The sequence below is a fragment of the Streptomyces sp. NPDC002577 genome, assembly GCF_053594815.1.
Window position 1 is genome coordinate 1 of the sequence record NZ_JBSFWK010000082.1, and the last position, 17,454, is coordinate 17,454.

General features: G+C 69.7%; 14 protein-coding genes and 1 pseudogene. 2 read left to right on the plus strand and 13 right to left on the minus strand.

The features are described 5' to 3' along the window. Positions 1 to 93 precede the first annotated feature (93 nt). Positions 94 to 285, minus strand: a pseudogene (locus tag ACWD4J_RS43420) (beta-xylosidase); the annotation flags it as partial. A gap of 496 nt (positions 286 to 781) precedes the next feature. Between ACWD4J_RS43420 and ACWD4J_RS43425 the strand changes: the two are divergent. Beyond that, the gene (locus ACWD4J_RS43425) at positions 782 to 2,305 is read left to right on the plus strand and encodes a glycoside hydrolase family 43 protein (protein WP_451401078.1); all 1,524 of its coding nucleotides are present in this window, start codon (positions 782 to 784) and stop codon (positions 2,303 to 2,305) included. A gap of 411 nt (positions 2,306 to 2,716) precedes the next feature. On the opposite strand, the gene ACWD4J_RS43430 is transcribed toward ACWD4J_RS43425, so the two are convergent. From ACWD4J_RS43430 to ACWD4J_RS43485, 12 genes are all read right to left on the minus strand, one after another. Beyond that, positions 2,717 to 3,439, minus strand: coding sequence for a FadR/GntR family transcriptional regulator (locus ACWD4J_RS43430; RefSeq protein ID WP_451401079.1), 723 nt, complete (start codon positions 3,437 to 3,439; stop codon positions 2,717 to 2,719). After that, positions 3,430 to 4,443 carry an aldo/keto reductase gene (locus tag ACWD4J_RS43435; protein WP_451401080.1) on the minus strand — a complete coding sequence of 338 codons (1,014 nt, stop codon included), beginning with the start codon at positions 4,441 to 4,443 and terminating at the stop codon, positions 3,430 to 3,432. The genes ACWD4J_RS43430 and ACWD4J_RS43435 overlap by 10 nt, the downstream gene beginning before the upstream one ends. Positions 4,444 to 4,478: 35 nt before the next feature. After that, positions 4,479 to 5,516 (minus strand): sugar kinase, encoded by a 1,038-nt coding sequence (locus ACWD4J_RS43440; protein ID WP_451401081.1) that lies wholly within the window; start codon positions 5,514 to 5,516, stop codon positions 4,479 to 4,481. Beyond that, positions 5,513 to 6,145 carry a bifunctional 4-hydroxy-2-oxoglutarate aldolase/2-dehydro-3-deoxy-phosphogluconate aldolase gene (locus tag ACWD4J_RS43445; protein WP_451401082.1) on the minus strand — a complete coding sequence of 211 codons (633 nt, stop codon included), beginning with the start codon at positions 6,143 to 6,145 and terminating at the stop codon, positions 5,513 to 5,515. Before ACWD4J_RS43445 ends, ACWD4J_RS43440 begins: the two co-directional genes overlap by 4 nt. Then, positions 6,142 to 6,903, minus strand: coding sequence for an SDR family oxidoreductase (locus ACWD4J_RS43450; RefSeq protein WP_451401083.1), 762 nt, complete (start codon positions 6,901 to 6,903; stop codon positions 6,142 to 6,144). Before ACWD4J_RS43450 ends, ACWD4J_RS43445 begins: the two co-directional genes overlap by 4 nt. Next, positions 6,900 to 7,940 (minus strand): zinc-dependent alcohol dehydrogenase, encoded by a 1,041-nt coding sequence (locus ACWD4J_RS43455; protein ID WP_451401084.1) that lies wholly within the window; start codon positions 7,938 to 7,940, stop codon positions 6,900 to 6,902. Before ACWD4J_RS43455 ends, ACWD4J_RS43450 begins: the two co-directional genes overlap by 4 nt. Beyond that, complete coding sequence (locus tag ACWD4J_RS43460; RefSeq protein WP_451401085.1) at positions 7,937 to 8,374, minus strand: RbsD/FucU domain-containing protein; 438 nt, start codon at positions 8,372 to 8,374, stop codon at positions 7,937 to 7,939. The genes ACWD4J_RS43455 and ACWD4J_RS43460 overlap by 4 nt, the downstream gene beginning before the upstream one ends. Continuing rightward, entirely contained in the window at positions 8,365 to 9,267 is a 903-nt protein-coding gene (locus tag ACWD4J_RS43465) for an amidohydrolase family protein (RefSeq protein WP_451401086.1), read from the minus strand. Before ACWD4J_RS43465 ends, ACWD4J_RS43460 begins: the two co-directional genes overlap by 10 nt. Further along, positions 9,260 to 10,594: an L-fuconate dehydratase gene (locus tag ACWD4J_RS43470; RefSeq protein ID WP_451401087.1), complete on the minus strand. Its 1,335-nt coding sequence runs from the start codon at positions 10,592 to 10,594 to the stop codon at positions 9,260 to 9,262. Before ACWD4J_RS43470 ends, ACWD4J_RS43465 begins: the two co-directional genes overlap by 8 nt. Before the next feature lie 93 nt (positions 10,595 to 10,687). Beyond that, a complete protein-coding gene (locus tag ACWD4J_RS43475; RefSeq protein WP_451401091.1) occupies positions 10,688 to 11,731 on the minus strand; it encodes an ABC transporter permease in 1,044 nt (347 codons plus the stop codon). Between the two features lie 4 nt (positions 11,732 to 11,735). Then, on the minus strand, positions 11,736 to 13,298 hold the full coding sequence (locus tag ACWD4J_RS43480; RefSeq protein WP_451401088.1) for a sugar ABC transporter ATP-binding protein: 1,563 nt from the start codon (positions 13,296 to 13,298) through the stop codon (positions 11,736 to 11,738). 63 nt (positions 13,299 to 13,361) lie between these two features. Then, positions 13,362 to 14,426 (minus strand): sugar ABC transporter substrate-binding protein, encoded by a 1,065-nt coding sequence (locus ACWD4J_RS43485; protein ID WP_451401089.1) that lies wholly within the window; start codon positions 14,424 to 14,426, stop codon positions 13,362 to 13,364. 465 nt (positions 14,427 to 14,891) lie between these two features. Here ACWD4J_RS43485 and ACWD4J_RS43490 point away from each other — a divergent pair, with 465 nt between their 5' ends. Next, on the plus strand, positions 14,892 to 17,123 hold the full coding sequence (locus ACWD4J_RS43490; protein WP_451401090.1) for an alpha-L-fucosidase: 2,232 nt from the start codon (positions 14,892 to 14,894) through the stop codon (positions 17,121 to 17,123). Positions 17,124 to 17,454: the final 331 nt, after the last annotated feature.

Genomic DNA, 17,454 nt, shown 5'->3' on the forward strand with positions numbered 1-17,454 from the left:
GCTATCTCGCCGGACTCCACCTGCGCGCCTCGATGATCTGGCTCAAAGACCTCACCCGGACCACCCATTGATCACGACTCGATACGCGCCCTAGGAGTCGTTGACGGTGCCACCCATGGAGTTGCCCCAGCGGTCGCCCAGGTAGACGTAGCCCTGCGGGCCCTGGACGGGCAGTACGAACCCGGTCTGGGAGCCGTAGGCAGTGGCGTCGCCGATGTCGGTCATGGCGGTCCAGGGGCCGGCGAGGCCGGTGGCTGTGGCGTACTTCTGCTGGTTGAGATCCCACTTTCTTGGTTGTTGAAGTGCGTCCGGATCTGTCGCAGGACAGTAGGTACCGGGCATGCCCTCGTCAATGGTTACCGCGAGGTAAATACATCCCATGTCAAACACCGGCCAGCCGAGAGCGCTCTTGAACAGCCTGGTAGTTTCAGGCTTGTGCGCCCCAACTCTGGACACAAGCCCCCTCGTTACCTACTAATCCATCCCATGTCGCTTCCATGTGGCGACATACGGTCCACCGCCGGGGTGCCCTTGAGATGCTCGCTCCGAACCTGAGGCCGGGGCCCCGTCCGTGCTGTTCTGTGAACAGTCAGGGGGCGGTGGCTGCGGGGAGACGGTGGCGGACGATCCGAAGATGCTTGCCCGATGTGGACCTGCCGGCATCTCATCGACGGCCGCAGGCGGCTGCGCGCCGTCCAACCTCTCCGGTGGGTTTATGCCATGGCATCATCAACCCCTGCAAGATCGGCAAGCCCCCGGCATTCTGAAGGGATCACACCCTGTGCACACATACGACAACCCCGTGATTCGCGGGTTCCACCCCGACCCCAGCGTGTGCCGAGTCGGTGACGACTACTACCTGGTGTGCTCAAGCTTCGAGTACTTCCCCGGCCTGCCGATCTTCCACAGCAAGGACCTGGTGCACTGGCGGCAGATAGGCAACGTGCTCGACCGCCCCGGGCAACTGCCGCTGCCGTTGCCCGGCTCCATGGCCTCACGCGGCCTCTACGCCCCCACGATCCGCCACCACGACGGCCGCTTCTGGATGATCAATACCAACGTCAGCGGCGGCGGCAACTACATCGTGACCGCCGAACGGCCCGAGGGCCCCTGGTCGGACCCGGTGTGGATCGACCTGCCCGGCATCGACCCGGACCTGGCGTGGGAGGAGGACGGCACCTGCTGGTGTGCCTTCTCCGTACCCGGCATCCACATCGCCCGGATCGACCCGGTCAAGGGCGAGGTACTCGAGGGACCCTTCCCCACCTGGTCGGGCACCGGCCTGAAGTACCCCGAAGCCCCGCACCTGTACCGCATCGGCGACTGGTGGTACCTGCTGATCGCCGAGGGCGGCACCGAGCGCGGCCATGGCGTGTCCATCGCCCGGGCCCGCTCGCCGCGCGGCCCCTGGGAAGGCGCACCCGCCAACCCCGTGCTGTCCCACAGCGGCACCGACCGACCCATTCAGAGCACCGGCCACGCCGACCTGGTCACGGCGCCCGACGGCAGCTGGTGGATGGTTCTGCTCGGCACCCGACCCCGCGGCTACACCCCCAACTTCCAGGTGCTCGGCCGCGAAACCTTCCTCACTCCCGTGGAGTGGGACGAGAACGGCTGGCCCGTCGTCGCGCCCGTGCCCGAGCGCCACCCGGCGCCCGCCGGCGCCTGGCACCCCTTCCCGGCCCTGCCCGCTCGCGACGACTTCGACGCGCCTGCGCTCGCGCCGCACTGGATCTCGCCCTACGCCCGCCCCGACGGATCCTGGTCGCTGACCGAGCGCGCGGGCTGGCTCACGCTCACCGCCACCGGCCCCACCCTCGACCGCCCCGGCTACACCTTTGTCGGCCGCCGTCAGCAGCACCACGACTGCCGTGCCGCGGCTCTGCTCGACCCGGGCACCGGGCGGGGCGGCCTGAGCGTACGCATGGACGAAGCCCACCACTACGACCTGGAGGCCGGTGACGGAGAAGTCAGTGTCATCGCACGCATTGGCCCACTGCGCCAGACCGTGGCCCGCCGCCCGGTGCCGCCCGGCCCGCTCGCCCTCGCCGTGACGGTCCGTACCACCGACATCGTGTCCCCGTCCCCCGAATTCGCCGGCATCGAGCCCACCGGCCCCGACACCATCGCCTTCTGGCTCGGCGACCCCGAGGCCCCGGGCGCGGAGCCGCTCGTCGAACTGGAGGGGCGTTACCTGTCCACCGAGGTCGCCACCGGCTTCACCGGGCGCGTCATCGGCATGTACGCAACCGACGGCACCGTCGCATTCGACTGGTTCCACTACGAACCGGCGCCCTCCGCCTGACGCCCGGGCCGCCCGTGTCAGCGTGAGCCGGTGCACACACCGAGGCAGGCGCTGTGCGCGGCGTGTTCTCGGTGTTGAGCCGTCCGCACCGGAAGGGTTCGACCCTCTGCTTGTTGATCCGCACCTGGTGGCCATCGACGTGCACGGTGTCGAAGGCCGCGGCAGGGCGGTTCGGGTGGCGGCGGTGCGGCGGATGCCGAGGCTGCCGGTCTCGGCCACGACGAGGTCGCGTAGCAGGGACTCCCTCGACCGAGATGCGGGTGGCAACCGGCCCGGTGGCGCGCTGGGGCGCGCGCCTCGGCTCAGTCGGTCCACGTCCGGGGCGGCGTGGACGGTCGCGCTGAGCACGGCGTCGATGGCTGGCGGCGACCCGGGTGAATGACAGGGGAACGAGGACCTGGCGGGCGCCCGTCACTTCGGCGCTGTGGTCCCGGAGGGGAGGGCCTCGCCTGACCGCAGGTGCTCCCTCAGCCACTGCTCAGTGTTGCTCACGTGCAGCAGGGCGGCGGCCTGGCTGAGGGCGGCGTCACGGGTGGCCAGCGCGTTGAAGATCGCCTCGTGCTCGGCGAGAGTGCGGCCCGCGGCCTTGTCGTCGACCAGACCGCGCCAGATGCGGGCGCGCAGGGTGCGGCCGGAGATCCCTTCCAGGAGGGTGAGCAGTGACTCGTTGCCCGTGGCCGAGACGACGGCGCGGTGGAAGGCGGCGTCGTGGGCGTTGAGCTGCTCGACGTCGTCGCGGGCCTCGCGCATGGCATCCAAGTGCCTTTCGACCTCGGCCAGTTGGTCGTCGGAGATCCGGGTCGCGGCCAGCGCCGTGGCGACCGGTTCCAGGAGCCGCCGTACCTCCATGAGGTCCTGCAGGGCGACCGAGTCGCCCTGCAGCAGTTCCACCGCCCCGCCGAGCCCCTCCAGCAGCAGGCTCGGCTGCAGGCTGGTCACATACGTGCCGTCGCCCCGCCGGACCTCCAGGACCCGCGCGACAGCCAGCGCCTTGACCGCTTCCCGGGCGAGGTTGCGGGACAGGCCCAGCTGAGCGGCCAGGTCCGGCTCCGGGGGGAGCTTCGAGCCCGGCGGCAGGGCCCCGGTACGGATCAGCTCACGTATCTGCCCGATGGCCTTGTCCGTCAGAGACACCGCTCATCCCTCCCCTCACCGTGCCCCGTGAGCACGTCCGACCTGATCAGCCCCTGAGTGCGGAGATCGTCCCACAGGCCGTCCGGGACTTGCTGATCATGGAGTTCGACGTTTCGTCCGACCTGTTCCGGATCCCGCATACCGAGGGTGACGTTGATGATACTGGGATCCGTGTACGGGAAGGCGATCGCGGCGGCGGGCAGAGTGGTCCCGTGCGCCGCACAGACCTCGGCGATCGCCCGAGCCCGGGCGACCAGAGCCGGCGGGGCGTCCTGGTAGTCGTACCTCATGCCCTCGGCGGGCCGGTCACGGGAGAGCAGTCCCGAGTTGAAGACACCCACCGCCACCACGCTCTTGCCGAGTTCTCTTGCGGCGGGCAGGACGTCGTCCAGCGCCGACTGGTCCAGGAGCGTGTAGCGCCCGGCCAGCATCACCACGTCGGCGGCGGTCTCGCGCAGGAAGCGGGCGAGCATGGCCGACTGGTTCATGCCGGCGCCGATCGCGCCGATCACGCCCTGGTCGCGCAACTCCGCGAGCGTGGGCATGGCCTCCTCGGCCGCCTGCCGCCAGTGATCGTCCGGATCGTGCAGGTAGACGACGTCCAACCGGTCCAGGCCCGTGCGCTCCAGCGTGTCCTCGATGGAGCGAAGCACTCCCTCACGGCTGAAGTCCCACTGCCGGCGCAGGTCGTCCCGTACGACGAAGCCCTCGTCGTCGACGCCGCGTGGCTCCTCGTTGGGCACCAACAGCCTGCCCACCTTGGAGGAGATGACGTACTCGTCACGCGGGCGGCCTCGCAGGGCGGCGCCCAGGCGGCGCTCGGAGAGGCCGAGGCCGTAGTGCGGTGCCGTGTCGAAATACCGCAGGCCGGCCTCCCAGGCCGCATCGACGGCAGCCCTCGCGTCGTCCACCGGGGTGACGCGGTAGAGGTTGCCGATCACGGACGCCCCGAAACCGAGCTCGGTGAGTTCGACGCATGTGTTCTGGATCTTCCGCTGGTGCAAGACGTGCTCCTGGGATACGTGCAAGGGGGCGCCAGTCAGCGTCTGACGTGGGCTGATCCGCCCGCGATGAGCGCCTCGACCTCGGCGAGCGAGGCCATGGAGACGTCTCCGGGCGTAGTCATGGTGAGCGCGCCGTGGGCGGTGCCGTAGGCCAGGGCGCGCTCCAGGCCGGTGTCGCTGAGCAGTCCGTGGATCAGACCGGCGGCGAAGGCGTCGCCGGAACCGATGCGGTCCAGGACCTGCAGGCCGGGCATCCGCGGGCCGGTGACGAAGCCGGTTTCGGCGGACCAGCCGGCCGAGGACCAGTCGTTGACCCCGGCCGAGGGCACGTCGCGCAGGGTCGTCGCCAGCACTTTCGCCTCGGGCAGCAGGCCGGCCACCTCGGCGAGCGCGTCCGCCGCCTCGTCGGCCCCGATGCGCGCCTGCCCCGGATACGTCCCGGCCAGGCCCAGGGCGCCCACCACGACGTCGGCCTGCCGGGCGAGCCGCAGGTCGACCTCGCGGGCCCGCTCGGCGCCGCCCCGGCCGACCCAGAGACTGGGACGGTGGTTGGGGTCGTAGGAGACCGTGACGCCATGGCGGCGCGCCGCGGCCATGGCCTCGTCCGCGACGTCCACCGTGGTGTCGGACAGGCCGGCGAAGATGCCGCCCGTGTGGAACCAGCGCACCCCGGCCGAGAAGATCGCGTCCCAGTCCACGTCACCCTTCCGCAACTGGGACACAGCGGTGTGCGCGCGATCGCTGACGCCCAGCGCGCCGCGGACTCCGAAGCCGCGTTCGACGAAGTTGAGGCCGTTGCGGGCGGTGCGGCCGATGCCGTCGTCGGGCACCCAGCGGATCAGCGAGGTGTCGACGCCGCCCTGGAGAATCAGGTCCTCGACGAGCCGGCCCACCGCGTTGTCGGCGAGGGCGGTCACGACGGCTGTGCGCAGGCCGAAGCAGCGGCACAGTCCGCGTGCGACGTTGTACTCGCCGCCGCCCTCCCAGACCTGGAAGGTGCGGGCGGTGCGGATCCGTCCCTCGCCAGGGTCGAAGCGCAGCATCACCTCGCCGAGGGCCACCACGTCGATCACGTCGTGCTCCTTTCCACGGCCTCGGCAGTCAGCCGGCGGATCGCCTCGTAGTCGCCCCGCCGAAGGTGGTCGGTGGTGGCCATCCAGCTGCCGCCGACGGCGAGGACCGCCGGGTGGGCGAGGTAGGCGGCCAGGCGGGAAGCGCCGATCCCGCCGGTCGGCACGAAGCGCATCCGGGGGAAGGGAGCCGCGAGCGCTCGCAGCGTCCGCACGCCGCCGAGCGGCTCGGCGGGGAAGAGCTTGACGGTGTCGAGGCCCGCCTTCAGGGCGCGCGTCAGCTCGGTGGCGGTGGCGATGCCGGGCACCACGGGCACCCCCAGCTCGCGGCACTTCGCGACGACCTCCTCGTCGAAGCCGGGCGAGACCACGAAGCGGGCCCCGGCCGCCACGGCCCGCTCCGCCTGCTCGGGCGTGAGGACCGTGCCTACGCCGACGGCCAGGCCACCGTGGGCGGCCATCTCCTTGAACACCAGCTCGGCGTCCGGTGTGCGGAAGGTGACCTCGGCGCACCGGGCACCACCCGCCGCAAGCGCGTCGGCCAGCGGGCCGGCGGTCGACACGCGCCGCACCGTCAGTACCGGCATCACGCGGGCTCCGGCCAGCACGGAGGCCAGGTCGGTGCCGCTCATCGGCCGAGCCATCCGCCGTCGACGGGCAGGACGACGCCGTGGACGTAGGCGGCGGCGTCCGAGGCGAGGAAGACCGTGGCACCCGCCAGGTCGTCGGCGTCGCCCCAGCGGCCGGCCGGGATGCGGTCCAGGATCGCCTTGCTGCGCACCGGGTCGTCCTGCAGTGCCTGGGTGTTGTCGGTGGCGATGTAGCCGGGTGCGATGGCGTTGACGTTCACGCCTTGTGGGGCCCACTCGTTGGCCAGCGCCTTGGTCAGTCCGGCGATGCCGTGCTTGGCGGCGGTGTAGCCGGGGACGGTGATGCCGCCCTGGAAGCTGAGCAGCGACGCCGTGAAGATGATCTTCCCTTGGCCGCGGGCCACCATCGTCGCGCCGACCGCACGGGTCAGCGCGAACTGCGCGTTGAGGTTGACCTGGAGCACCAGCTCCCAGTCTGTGTCGGCGTGTTCGGCTGCCGGGGCACGGCGGATCGTGCCCGCGTTGTTGACCAGGATGTCCACCGGCCGCTCGCGCCCGGCCAGGTCCGCGCCCAGGGCCCGTACGGCCTCGGGATCGGCGAAGTCGGTCCGGATCGCCTCGAACATACGCCCCGCGGCGAGGACGTCCTTCTCCACCGCGCTGCCGGAGGACTCCAGCGAGGCGCTGACACCGATGACGTCCGCGCCGGCCTCCGCGAGGGCGCGGGCCATGGCCCGGCCGATGCCGCGCCGGGCACCGGTGACGACGGCGAGCTTGCCGGTGAGGTCGAAGACGTTCATACGGCGGCTCCCTGAGTGTCGTCGGTGCAGTCCACGAGGATCTTCATCACGTCGCCGCCGCCCTCCAAGGCCTCGAAGGCGGCGGGCGCCTGTGTGAGCGGTACGACCTTGCTGATCAGCCGCTCGGCCGGAATCGTGCCGTCGTGGACCAGGGGAACCGCCTTCTCGAAGTCGGAGCGGTCGTACAACCGGGCGCCCACCAGGGTCAGTTCGCGCCAGAAGAAGCGATGCAGGTTGACCTCACGGGGCCGGGGGTGGATGGCGACGAGGCAGAGACGGCCGCGTACACCCAGCACGTCGACCGCCGTCTCCACGCCGCCCGCCGCACCGGACACCTCGAAGGCAACGTCCGCGCCCGCGTCGCCGGTCCACTGCCGCACCAGCTCCGGCACGTCGTCGGCCGGATTCCATGCCGTCAGCCCCAACTCCTCGGCGAGCAGCCGGCGGTGGGAGCTCAGCTCCACCACCCGGACCTCGGCGCCCGCGGCCCGTGCGACCAGCGCGATGAGGATGCCGACGGGGCCGCCGCCGACCACGACGACCTTCTCGCCCTCGGCGACCTCGGCCCGGCCCACGTCGTGCACGGCGACCGCTGTCGGCTCGACGAGCGCGGCCCGGTCCAGGGGCAGGGTGTCGGGCAGCCGGATGAGCGTCGAGGCGGGCACGGTCCAGCGCTGCTGCATCGCGCCCGGGGAGTCGATACCGATGAAGTCCAGGTGCTGGCAGATGTGTTGATGGCCTCTGATACAGGCCGGGCAGGTGTCGTCCCAGCGCAGCGGCATCACGGTGACCGCGTCACCGGGCCGCCAGCCCTCGACGCCCGGGCCGACGCGTACGACGCGGCCGGACATCTCGTGGCCGAGGACGGCGGGCCCGTGGACCCGAGCGTCCATGTCGCCGTGGAAGATGTGCAGGTCGGTACCGCAGATGCCGACGTAGGCGGGGGCCAGCTCCACCTCGCCGGGTCCGGGGGCGGAGGTTTCGGCGGGAGCCGTGTCCAGGGTGCGGGCAGCGGTGTAACGGACGGCGAGTGTCATCGTGTCGTCAGGGTCCCTTCAGCGCGGACGCCGATGGTCAGCAGCAGGTTGGCGTAGGTACGGGTGTCGGCGGTGACGATGGCCAGCGCCAGGTCGGGCGAGCGGGCGGCGTCGTAGAACTCGAAGCGCCCGAGCGTGTCGACCGGGACGGGCGCCAGCATCGAGCGGTACTCGGCGATGGCCGGCGGCTCCGGTTCGCCCTCGGGCGGCACCATCACATGGGCCGACTCGACGGGCAGCGCCCGCAGCAGGACGTCGAGCACGGTGGTCACGTCGAGCAGGCCGGGGGCCAGATTGAGATGGACGGTCCGGGCGCGCTCTCCAGTGGCGGTGCTCGCGGGATAGTGGCCGTCGGCGAGCAGCACACGGGCACCGTGGCCGGCGCCCGCCAGGGGCTCGAGGATTCCGGGGTGCAGCAGTTCCGTCAGAAGCACGGCGTCCCCTCTTTCGTCGGGGCAGGGGCCAGGTGGTAGAAGGCCGTCGCGGTGCCGGCGAGCACCGCGTTGATCTCGGTGCCGGAGCAGCCGTCCAGGAGTTCCTCGACGGTGGCGGCCCAGCGGTTCCATCCGCCGGCGAGGACGCAGACCGGCCAGTCGGAGCCGAACATCAGGCGCTCGGGACCGAAGGCGGAGAGCAGGACGTCCCATACCGGGCGGATGTCGTCGACGGTCCACTTCTCGTGGTCGGCTTCTGTGATCAGACCCGACACCTTGCACCGGACCTGGGGATGCCCGGCCAGCGTGCGCACCTGCCGCGTCCAGTCGGTCAGGTCCTGCCGTGCGAGCGGTGGCTTGCCGGCATGGTCCAGGACGAGCGGCAGTTCGGGGAGCCGTTCCGCGAGACGGATCGCCTGCGGGAGCTGGTGGCTGCGGATCAGCACGTCGTATCCGAGTCCCCGCTCCCCGACCGCTCGCAATCCCTTCTCGACGTCCGGTCGTTGGAGCCAGTGCGGGTCGGACTCGCCCTGCACGAGGTGGCGTACGGCCCGCAGGTACCGGCCTGCCGACCCGGTCCGCAGATCGTCGAGTACATCGCCGATCGCGGGGGACGTCAGGTCCGCCCAGCCGACGACGGCGCCGATCAACGGGTCGTTGTCGGCCAGGGCGAGAAGGTCGCGTGTCTCGGGCACGGAGGCGATGCACTGGACGACCACCGTGCTCGTCAGTCGCCGTCCGGCGATCGGCCGGGTAGCGGCCGATCGCAGGGCGTGCGAGCTGAAGTTGCGGCGGATCGGCTCGTGGCCCGGATCGTCCAGCCAGGGCTGCGGACGGAGGTCCAGGTTCCACACGTGGTGGTGGGCGTCGACGAGGGCCTGGGCGTCAGACACGGGCGGTCCAGACGGGGCCGTCGGGGTAGGCGAACTCCTTGAGGGACTCGGGGTGCATCTGCGCGCTCAGTCCCGGCAGCGTCGGCGCCAGGTAGTGGCCGTCGGCGATGCGCACCGGGTCGACGAAGTGTTCGTGCAGGTGGTCGACGTACTCGATGACGCGGTCCTCGACCGTGCCGGAGACGGCGACGTAGTCGAACATCGACAGGTGCTGCACCATCTCGCACAGCCCCACCCCGCCGGCGTGCGGGCAGACCGGCACACCGAACTTCGCGGCGAGCAGCAGGATCGCGAGGTTCTCGTTGACGCCGCCGACCCGAGCGGAGTCGATCTGCACGATGTCCACCGCGCCGGCCTGGAGGAGCTGCTTGAAGACGACCCGGTTGGCGATGTGCTCCCCGGTGGCCACCTTGATGGGGCTGACGGCCTTACGGACCGCCGCATGGCCGAGGATGTCGTCTGGGGAGGTGGGCTCCTCGATCCAGTACGGGTCGTAGGGGGCCAGGGCGTGCATCCAGTCGATCGCGGGCTGCACGTCCCATCTCTGGTTGGCGTCGACCGCGATGCGGATGCCGTCGCCGACCGTCTCGCGGGCGGTGCGCATGCGCCGCACGTCGTCCTCCAGGGACGCGCCGACCTTCAGCTTGATCTGGGTGAAGCCCTCGGCGACGGCCTCTCGGGCCAGGCGGGCCAGCTTCTCGTCGGAGTAGCCGAGCCAGCCGGGGGTGGTGGTGTAGGCGGGGTAGCCGCGCTCCAGCAGGCGGCCGATGCGCTCCTCGCGGCCCGATTCGGCGCGGCGCAGGATCTCCAGCGCCTCCTCGGGGGTGAGGGCGTCGCTGAGCCAGCGGAAGTCGACCTGGGCGACCAAGTCCTCGGGAGACATCTCGCCGAGGAAGCGCCACACGGGCTTGCCGGCCCGCTTCGCGGCCAGGTCCCAGGCGGCGTTGACGACCGCGCCGGTGGCCATGTGGATGGCGCCCTTCTCCGGTCCCAGCCAGCGCAGTTGGGGGTCGTGGACGAGGGAGCGCGAGAACGCGCCGAGATCGCCGCAGACTTCTTCGACCGAGAGGCCGACCACATGCGGGGCCAGGGCCGCGATGGCGGCGGCCTGCACGTCGTTGCCACGGCCGGTGGTGAAGGCCAGCGCGTGGCCCTCGAGTCCGTCGCCGGCGTCGGTGCGCAGGACGACGTAGGCGGCGGAGTAGTCGGGTTCGGGGTTCATCGCGTCCGACCCGTCCAGGTGCTCGGACGTCGGGAAACGCACGTCCAGCACATCCAGAGCGGTGATAAGGGCAGAGGCCGGGGAAGCGGGCAGGGCGGATGACATGGCGGCAACTCCTGTGAGGGCAGGGGCGATACGACCCCTTGCGACGAGACGTGGGCGGTGGAGTGTTTCGGGCGGCCTGTACAGCCGCCCGCATCACTCCTGGACCTTGCCGCCCGTGATACGCGAGATGGTCAGTGCGACCAGGATGATCAGGCCGTTGAGGGCGCCGATCCACTGGGCGGGGACGCCCGCGAGGGTGAGAACGTTCTGGATCATGAAGAGCAGCAGGATGCCGCTGAACGCGCCGAACATGGTGCCCCTGCCGCCGTTCAGGCTGATCCCACCGATCACAGCGGCGGCGAAGACGGTGAAGATGTAGCCGTTGCCCTGCGCCGAGGCGACCGAGGCCAGACGTCCGGAGAGCATCAGCCCGGCGAGGGCGGCGAGCACGCTGCCAGTGACGATGACGATCCCCAGCACCCGGTCGGTGCGGATACCGGCCGCCTTCGCCGCGTCGACGTTGCCGCCGATGGCATACAGCGAGCGACCGAAGCTGGTCCAGCCGAGCACCACGATCGCGACGGCGAACAGCACCAGGCAGATCCAGATGGACGCGGGCATGCCGAACCATTCGGCGGTACCGAGGTAGAGCATCGACTCGGGCAGCTGGAAGAAGGTCTGGCCACCGGAGATGCCCGTGAGGACACCGCGCAGCACGATCAGCATGCCGAGGGTGACGATGAAGCCGTTGAGGCCGAAGCGGATGATCAGCAGGGCGTTGACGACGCCGACGAGCGCGCCCACGGCGAGCGTGACCGGGATGGCCCAGGCGCCGGGGAGCAGTCCGAGTCCGTGTCCCGCGCCGGCCGGCACCACCAGCCAGGCCGCGACGCCGGGCGCAAGGCCCATGGTGGACTCCAGTGACAGGTCCATCTTCTTGACGATCAGGATCATCGTCTGGGCGAGGACCAGCAGGGCCATCTCGGACATGGTCTGCAGGACATTGATCAGGTTGTCGGCCTGCAGGAAGACCGGGTTGACGATCTGTCCGACGATCGCGATGACCACGATGGCCGGGACGAGCGCGAGGTCGCGCAGGCGCGCCAGCGGTATCCGGCCGCCGAACAGCGCGCTCCGCTTCGCCTCCGGTTCCGCGGCGTTGGCCGCGACAGTGTCCGCGAGGACGGGTTCCGGCATCACTTCAGGCATACAAGTCCACTCCTTCCATCGCGGCCACGAGGTCGTGGTCGTGCCAGCCGCGGGCGATCTCTGAGGTCACACGGCCCTGGAACATCACCAGGACCCGGTCGCACATGCGCAGGTCGTCGAGCTCGTCGGAGGCGATGAGCACTCCGGTGCCGGTCTCCGCGGTCTCCTCCACCTTGCCCAGGAGGAACTCCTTGGAGCGCACGTCCACGCCCGCGGTCGGGTTGATCAGGACCAGCAGCCGGGGGTCGTCGGCGAGGGCGCGGGCCATGACGACCTTCTGCTGGTTGCCCCCGGACAGCGCGGAGACGGGCAATTCGGGACCGGGAGTCTTGATCGCGAGGTTCTCGATCATGCCGGCGGCGAGCCGGTCTCGGCGGCCGCGGCTGAGGAACCCGCCCTTGCCGAGCCGCTTCGGTACGGACAGTGTGGTGTTGTCCGCGATCGACATGTCGGGAACGAAGCCCTGGTGGTGCCGGTCCTGGGGTACGAATCCGGCGCCGGCGGCGAGCGCGGCGGGCACGCTTCCCGGCCGGGGCCGCCTCCCGGCGATCTCCACCTCGCCCGCGGTTGCCGCCCGCAGCCCTACGACGGTCTCGGCGACCTCGGTTCGCCCGCTGCCGGCGGCACCTGCGAGGCCGACGATCTCGCCGGCCCCGACCTGGAAGCTGACGTCGTCGTACCCGTCGCCCCGCAGCGCGCGGACGCCCAGCGCGGCTGTGGCGCCGGGGTCGAGGGTGCCGGCCCGTTCCTCGCGCCGGTCGGCCGCCGCCTCGCCGGTCATGGCGGCGACGAGGTCGGCGCGGCCCAGTTCCGCGACCGGCGCGGTCACGATGTGCCGGGCGTCGCGGAACACCGTCACCATGTCGCAGATCTCGTAGATCTCCTGGAGATGGTGGCTGATGAACAGGAAGGTCACGCCCTGGCGCTGCAGGTCGCGGATGCGGTCGAAGAGGCGGTTGATGGCCGCCCCGTCGAGTTGGGCGGTCGGCTCGTCGAGGATGATGAACCGCGCCCCGAAGGACAGCGCCCGGGCGATCTCGACGAACTGCCGCTGCTCGACGCTCAGTTCAACGGCCGGGGTCTGCGGGTCGACGTCCACCGACCAGGTCGACAGGAGGTCCTGTGCGCGGCGACGGGTGGCCTGCCAGCTGATGAGCCGGTTACGTCCGTGGTCGTGCCGGTTCAGGAAGAGGTTCTCGGCGACGGTCAGCGTGGGGATGATCGTCGACTTCTGGTAGACGCAGGCCACGCGTTCCCGCCAGGCATCGCGGTCGCTGAGCCGGGGGGCCGGCTCGTCGCCGAAGGTCACCGTTCCCTCGTCGGGGGCCTGAAGGCCGGTGAGAACCGACACCAGGGTCGACTTGCCGGCTCCGTTGCGGCCGACGAGCGCGTGGGTCTCGCCGCGCCTGACGGTGATCCGGGCACCGTTCAGGGCCACCGTCGGACCGAATCGTTTGACAATGCCCGTCGCCTCGACGACGGGCGGGTCCGCCGGGACCCGTCCGTCGTCCGCCGGGGCGGGCGCGGGGGTGACTGCTCGTTCCCCGTCGCTCATCTCAACCGCCTTGTGTTCGTGAGCCGTTGCGTTCCCGATGAGAAATCAGAGGGATCAGAGGAATCAGCCGAGGTTGTTGCCCCACAGCGACTTGTCGTCGCTCTTGACGCTGGGCACGCCGCCGTAGGTGCCGCCGTCGGCGGTGACGAGCGGGGCGGAGAGCTGGTCCTCGAGCAGGCCGTCGCGGACCTGGATGATCGTGCTGTCGTGGTCGGTCTTGCCGGGCTTGAACGTCTTCCCGTCGATCGCGGCCTTGAGGTAGTACAGGGCGTACTTGGCGTAGAGGTCGGCCGGCTGGGAGACGGTGGCGTCGATCTTGCCCTCGGCGATGGACTTGAGCTCCTCGGGGATGCCGTCGTTGGAGACGACGAAGACGTGCTTCTTGTTCTCGGGGCCGACCAGCAGACCCTTGTTCTTGAGGACTTGGAGGGTGCCGGACAGGGCGAAGCTGGACTGCATGTAGATGCCCTTGATGTCCGGGTTGGCGGTCAGGTCGGTCTGGAGCTTCTGCGCGGCGACGGCGCCGTCCCAGTTGGTGGCCTCGCCGAACACCTTGATGTCCGGGTAGTTCGCCTTCATGCACTCGTTGAACGCCTCGGTGCGGTCACGGCCGTTGATGGAGTCGAGGCCGCCCTGCAGCATCACGACCTTGCCCTTGCCGCCGAGCTTGGTGCCCAGGTACTGGCACGCCTTCTCGCCGTACGCGCGGTTGTCGGCGCGCACGACCATGAACACGTTGCCGGTGTCGGGGCGGGTGTCGACGGTGACGACCGGTATCTTCTTCGCCTCCAGCTGCGCCAGGGTCGGCGCGATGGCGGCGGTGTCCTGCGGCGCCATCGCAAGGCCCTTGACGCCCTGGCTGATGAACGTCTGCGCGTTGGCGGTCAGCTTGGCGACGTCGTTCTGCGAGTTGGTGGTCTTCAGGTCCAGCCCCAGCTCCTTGGCGTACTGGGGCGTGTACTTGATGTAGGAGTTCCAGAAGTCGGTGTCGGAACGCGGGTAGTCGACGCCGACCAGCGGCGTGTCACTCGCCGACTTCGCGGACGTTGAGCCGCTGCCGCACGCACTGAGCAGCGCCAGTGCGGAGAGGGCGGAAACGGCGGAACAGAGGGCGGTTCTGAGTCTCATCGATGCTTCCTCGCGCCGGTCCCGTAGCGGGAGATGTTTCGCCTCGACGACATCTGTGTATCGCCGCGCGGTAGAGATGGGATGTTTATAGGGGTCCCACTGGCGTACTGTCCAGCCCTCCGCTCGATTCGCAACGCAATACTGGGCCAAAGACCCCACTAGAGAAGAGGAGGGCACCCCTCCACGGTCAAGATCCATCCCATCAATGCTCGCCGCTCGGTGATTCGAATGAGCCAGGAAGGCTCGCCAGACATGCCATGTTTACTGGCGGTAAGACGTGACAAACGCGAGCAAGCGGAGCAAATCGCCTGATCGATCGATGCCTTTCATCCCTGCACGCCAGTTGACATCCCAGGGAGACATAGCGGACCTTCATGCGTAACAAGCGGCGCCCCATGCACAGCAGTTACGCCGACTCGTGTCCCCCTGCATTCCCCTGTCCTCTTCCCCACCAGGGATGTCTCCATGTCGAGTTCGATCAACAGACGCCACTTCCTGGCCGGCGCCACCTGCGTGGCCGCGGCGGCCGTTGCCGGAGGTATGTGCGGTGCCGGCATCGCCCACGCTGCACCCAGCACCTACACGCCCGACTGGAACTCGGTCGACCAGCACCCGCCGGCTCCGGAGTGGTTCCAGGACGCGAAGTTCGGGATCTACTTCCACTGGGGCGCGTTCAGCGTCCCCGCCTTCGACAACGAGTGGTACCCGCGCAGCATGTATCAGGCGGGTAGCAACGCCAACCAGCACCACATCGCGACCTACGGCCAGCCGTCGGCGTGGCCGTACCACAACTTCATCAACGGAGCGCGGGACCTGGCGGGCAACACCGTGAAGTTCGCGCCGAAGCTGAAGTCGGCCGGCGGGAAGTTCGACCCCGACGAGTGGGTGCAGCTGTTCGTCGACGCCGGCGCCAGGTTCGCCGGCCCGGTCGCCGAGCACCATGACGGCTTCTCCATGTGGGACAGCCAGGTCAACGAGTGGAACTCGGTGAACAAGGGCCCTGGCCTTGACCTGCTGCGGCTGTTCTCCACGGCCATCCGCGCCAAGGGCCTGAAGCTGCTGGTGGCCATGCACCACGCGTACAACTTCAACGGCTTCTACGAATACGTCCCCGCGCAGACGGACGGCAGCCTCAAGAAGCTCTACGGGCAGCTGGGTTCATCCGCGGAGAACCAGCTCTGGTTCGACAAGCTCAAAGAGGTCATCGACCGCACCCAGCCCGACATCCTGTGGCAGGACTTCAAGCTGGACGCCGTAGACGAGACACAGCGCCTGAACTTCCTGGCCTACTACTACAACCAGGCCAACAGCTGGGGCCGTGAGGTCGTCGCCACCTACAAGGACGGCATGAACGGCAAGGGCGAGGTCTTCGACTACGAACGCGGCGGCCCGGCCGACGTCACCGCCCCGTACTGGCTGACCGACGACAGCATCTCCAGCAGCAGCTGGTGCTACACCCAGGGCATCGGCTACTACAGCATCCAGCAAATGCTGCACTCCTTCATCGACCGGGTCAGCAAGAACGGCAACGTGCTGCTGAACATCGCACCGATGGCCGACGGCACCATCCCCCAGGCGCAGAAGGACATCCTGCTCGGTATCGGAGACCACCTGAAGCGTTTCGGCGAGTCGGTGTACGCGACCCGCGCCTGGACCGCGTACGGCGAAGGCCCGACGAAGATGGGAGGCGGCGCGTTCACCACCCCGCACGCCGGCACCGCGCAGGACATCCGCTTCACCCGCAACAAGGCCGACAACGTCCTGTACGCCACCGTCCTGGGCTGGCCCGGCAGCTCGCTGACGATCAAGACCCTCAGCTCGGATCGGATCAACCTCTCGTCGCTGACCTCGGTGAAGCTCCTCGGTACCACCGCAGGCACCTACATCGACCTGCCCACGCCGACCCAGAACGCGTCCGGGCTCACGGTCACCCTGCCGTCCTCGGTCCCGTACAGTGCGGGCGCCTACGTCCTGAAGCTGGCTTTCTCCGGCACGATCCCGGGGCTTCTGCCGCTCGCCGGCGCCATCGCCTTCAAGGACGTCAACTACACCGGCGACTCCGCAGTGCTCACCGTCGGCGACTACACCGAGGCCGAACTGACCGCGGCCGGACTGGGCGCGCGCACCCTCTCCTCCCTCCGGCCGGCTCCCGGCTACCAGGTCATCGGCTACTCCGGGGACAACTTCACCGGCACTTCCTGGACGTTCACCGCCGACAACTCCGACCTGCGGGTCACCGGCAACAACGACCAGATCACCTCGCTGAGGGTCCAGTTCAACCCGGCGAGGTACTTCCGGATCACCAACGTCACCAACGGCCTCGCCCTGGACAGCGGCGGCAACGTCGCCTCCGGGTCCAACCTCAAGCAGTGGACCTGGGACGGCAGCTCCAACCTCCAGTGGCAGGCGGAGGCGGTCGGAGGCGGCTACTACAGGCTGGTCAACCGCACCAACGGCATGGTCGCCGACGGCTGGGGCGCCACCGCCGACGGCTCCGCAGCCAGACAGGCCCCGTGGAACGGTGGCAGCAACCAGCAGTGGACGATCACCCACCGGGGCGGCGACCGCTACTCGATCACCAACCGCACCACCGGCCTGGCCCTCGACGGTGGCGGCAACGTCGACTCGGGTTCCATCACCAAGCAGTGGACCTACGGCAGCAGCACCAACCTTCAGTGGACCTTCACCGCGCTGTAGCCGGCGGAGCGCGCTGCCGCTGACGTGGCTTCAGCGCGAATCAGCAGGCGCAGCACTGTTCCCGTGTACGGCGGCGGAGCGGTCCTGTTGCGTCCGGGATGCCGAAGCGTGCCTCGCCGCGACTGGGCGCGTGTCCCGGGGGACGGGCGGCCACACTCAGCGAAAGGGACACAGATGCAGCGAGATGGCATGCATATGACATTCAGTGGGTCGTGGTGGGGACGCGGGAGGCGTACGGGAGTGCTCGCCGCGGTGACCGCCTTACTGGCGGCGCTGCTGACCGGGTTGGGTGCCGCTGGGACGGCGCAGGCGGCCACGGTGGATACGAGCG

Excerpts from the sequence above, each read along its gene's own strand:
- ACWD4J_RS43475 (WP_451401091.1), bottom strand. The coding sequence starts at position 11,731 with ATGCCGGAACCCGTCCTCGCGGACACTGTCGCGGCCAACGCCGCGGAA.
- ACWD4J_RS43470 (WP_451401087.1), bottom strand. The coding sequence starts at position 10,594 with ATGTCATCCGCCCTGCCCGCTTCCCCGGCCTCTGCCCTTATCACCGCT.
- ACWD4J_RS43485 (WP_451401089.1), bottom strand. The coding sequence starts at position 14,426 with ATGAGACTCAGAACCGCCCTCTGTTCCGCCGTTTCCGCCCTCTCCGCA.
- ACWD4J_RS43450 (WP_451401083.1), bottom strand. The coding sequence starts at position 6,903 with ATGAACGTCTTCGACCTCACCGGCAAGCTCGCCGTCGTCACCGGTGCC.
- ACWD4J_RS43480 (WP_451401088.1), bottom strand. The coding sequence starts at position 13,298 with ATGAGCGACGGGGAACGAGCAGTCACCCCCGCGCCCGCCCCGGCGGAC.
- ACWD4J_RS43490 (WP_451401090.1), top strand. The coding sequence starts at position 14,892 with ATGTCGAGTTCGATCAACAGACGCCACTTCCTGGCCGGCGCCACCTGC.
- ACWD4J_RS43455 (WP_451401084.1), bottom strand. The coding sequence starts at position 7,940 with ATGACACTCGCCGTCCGTTACACCGCTGCCCGCACCCTGGACACGGCT.
- ACWD4J_RS43445 (WP_451401082.1), bottom strand. The coding sequence starts at position 6,145 with ATGAGCGGCACCGACCTGGCCTCCGTGCTGGCCGGAGCCCGCGTGATG.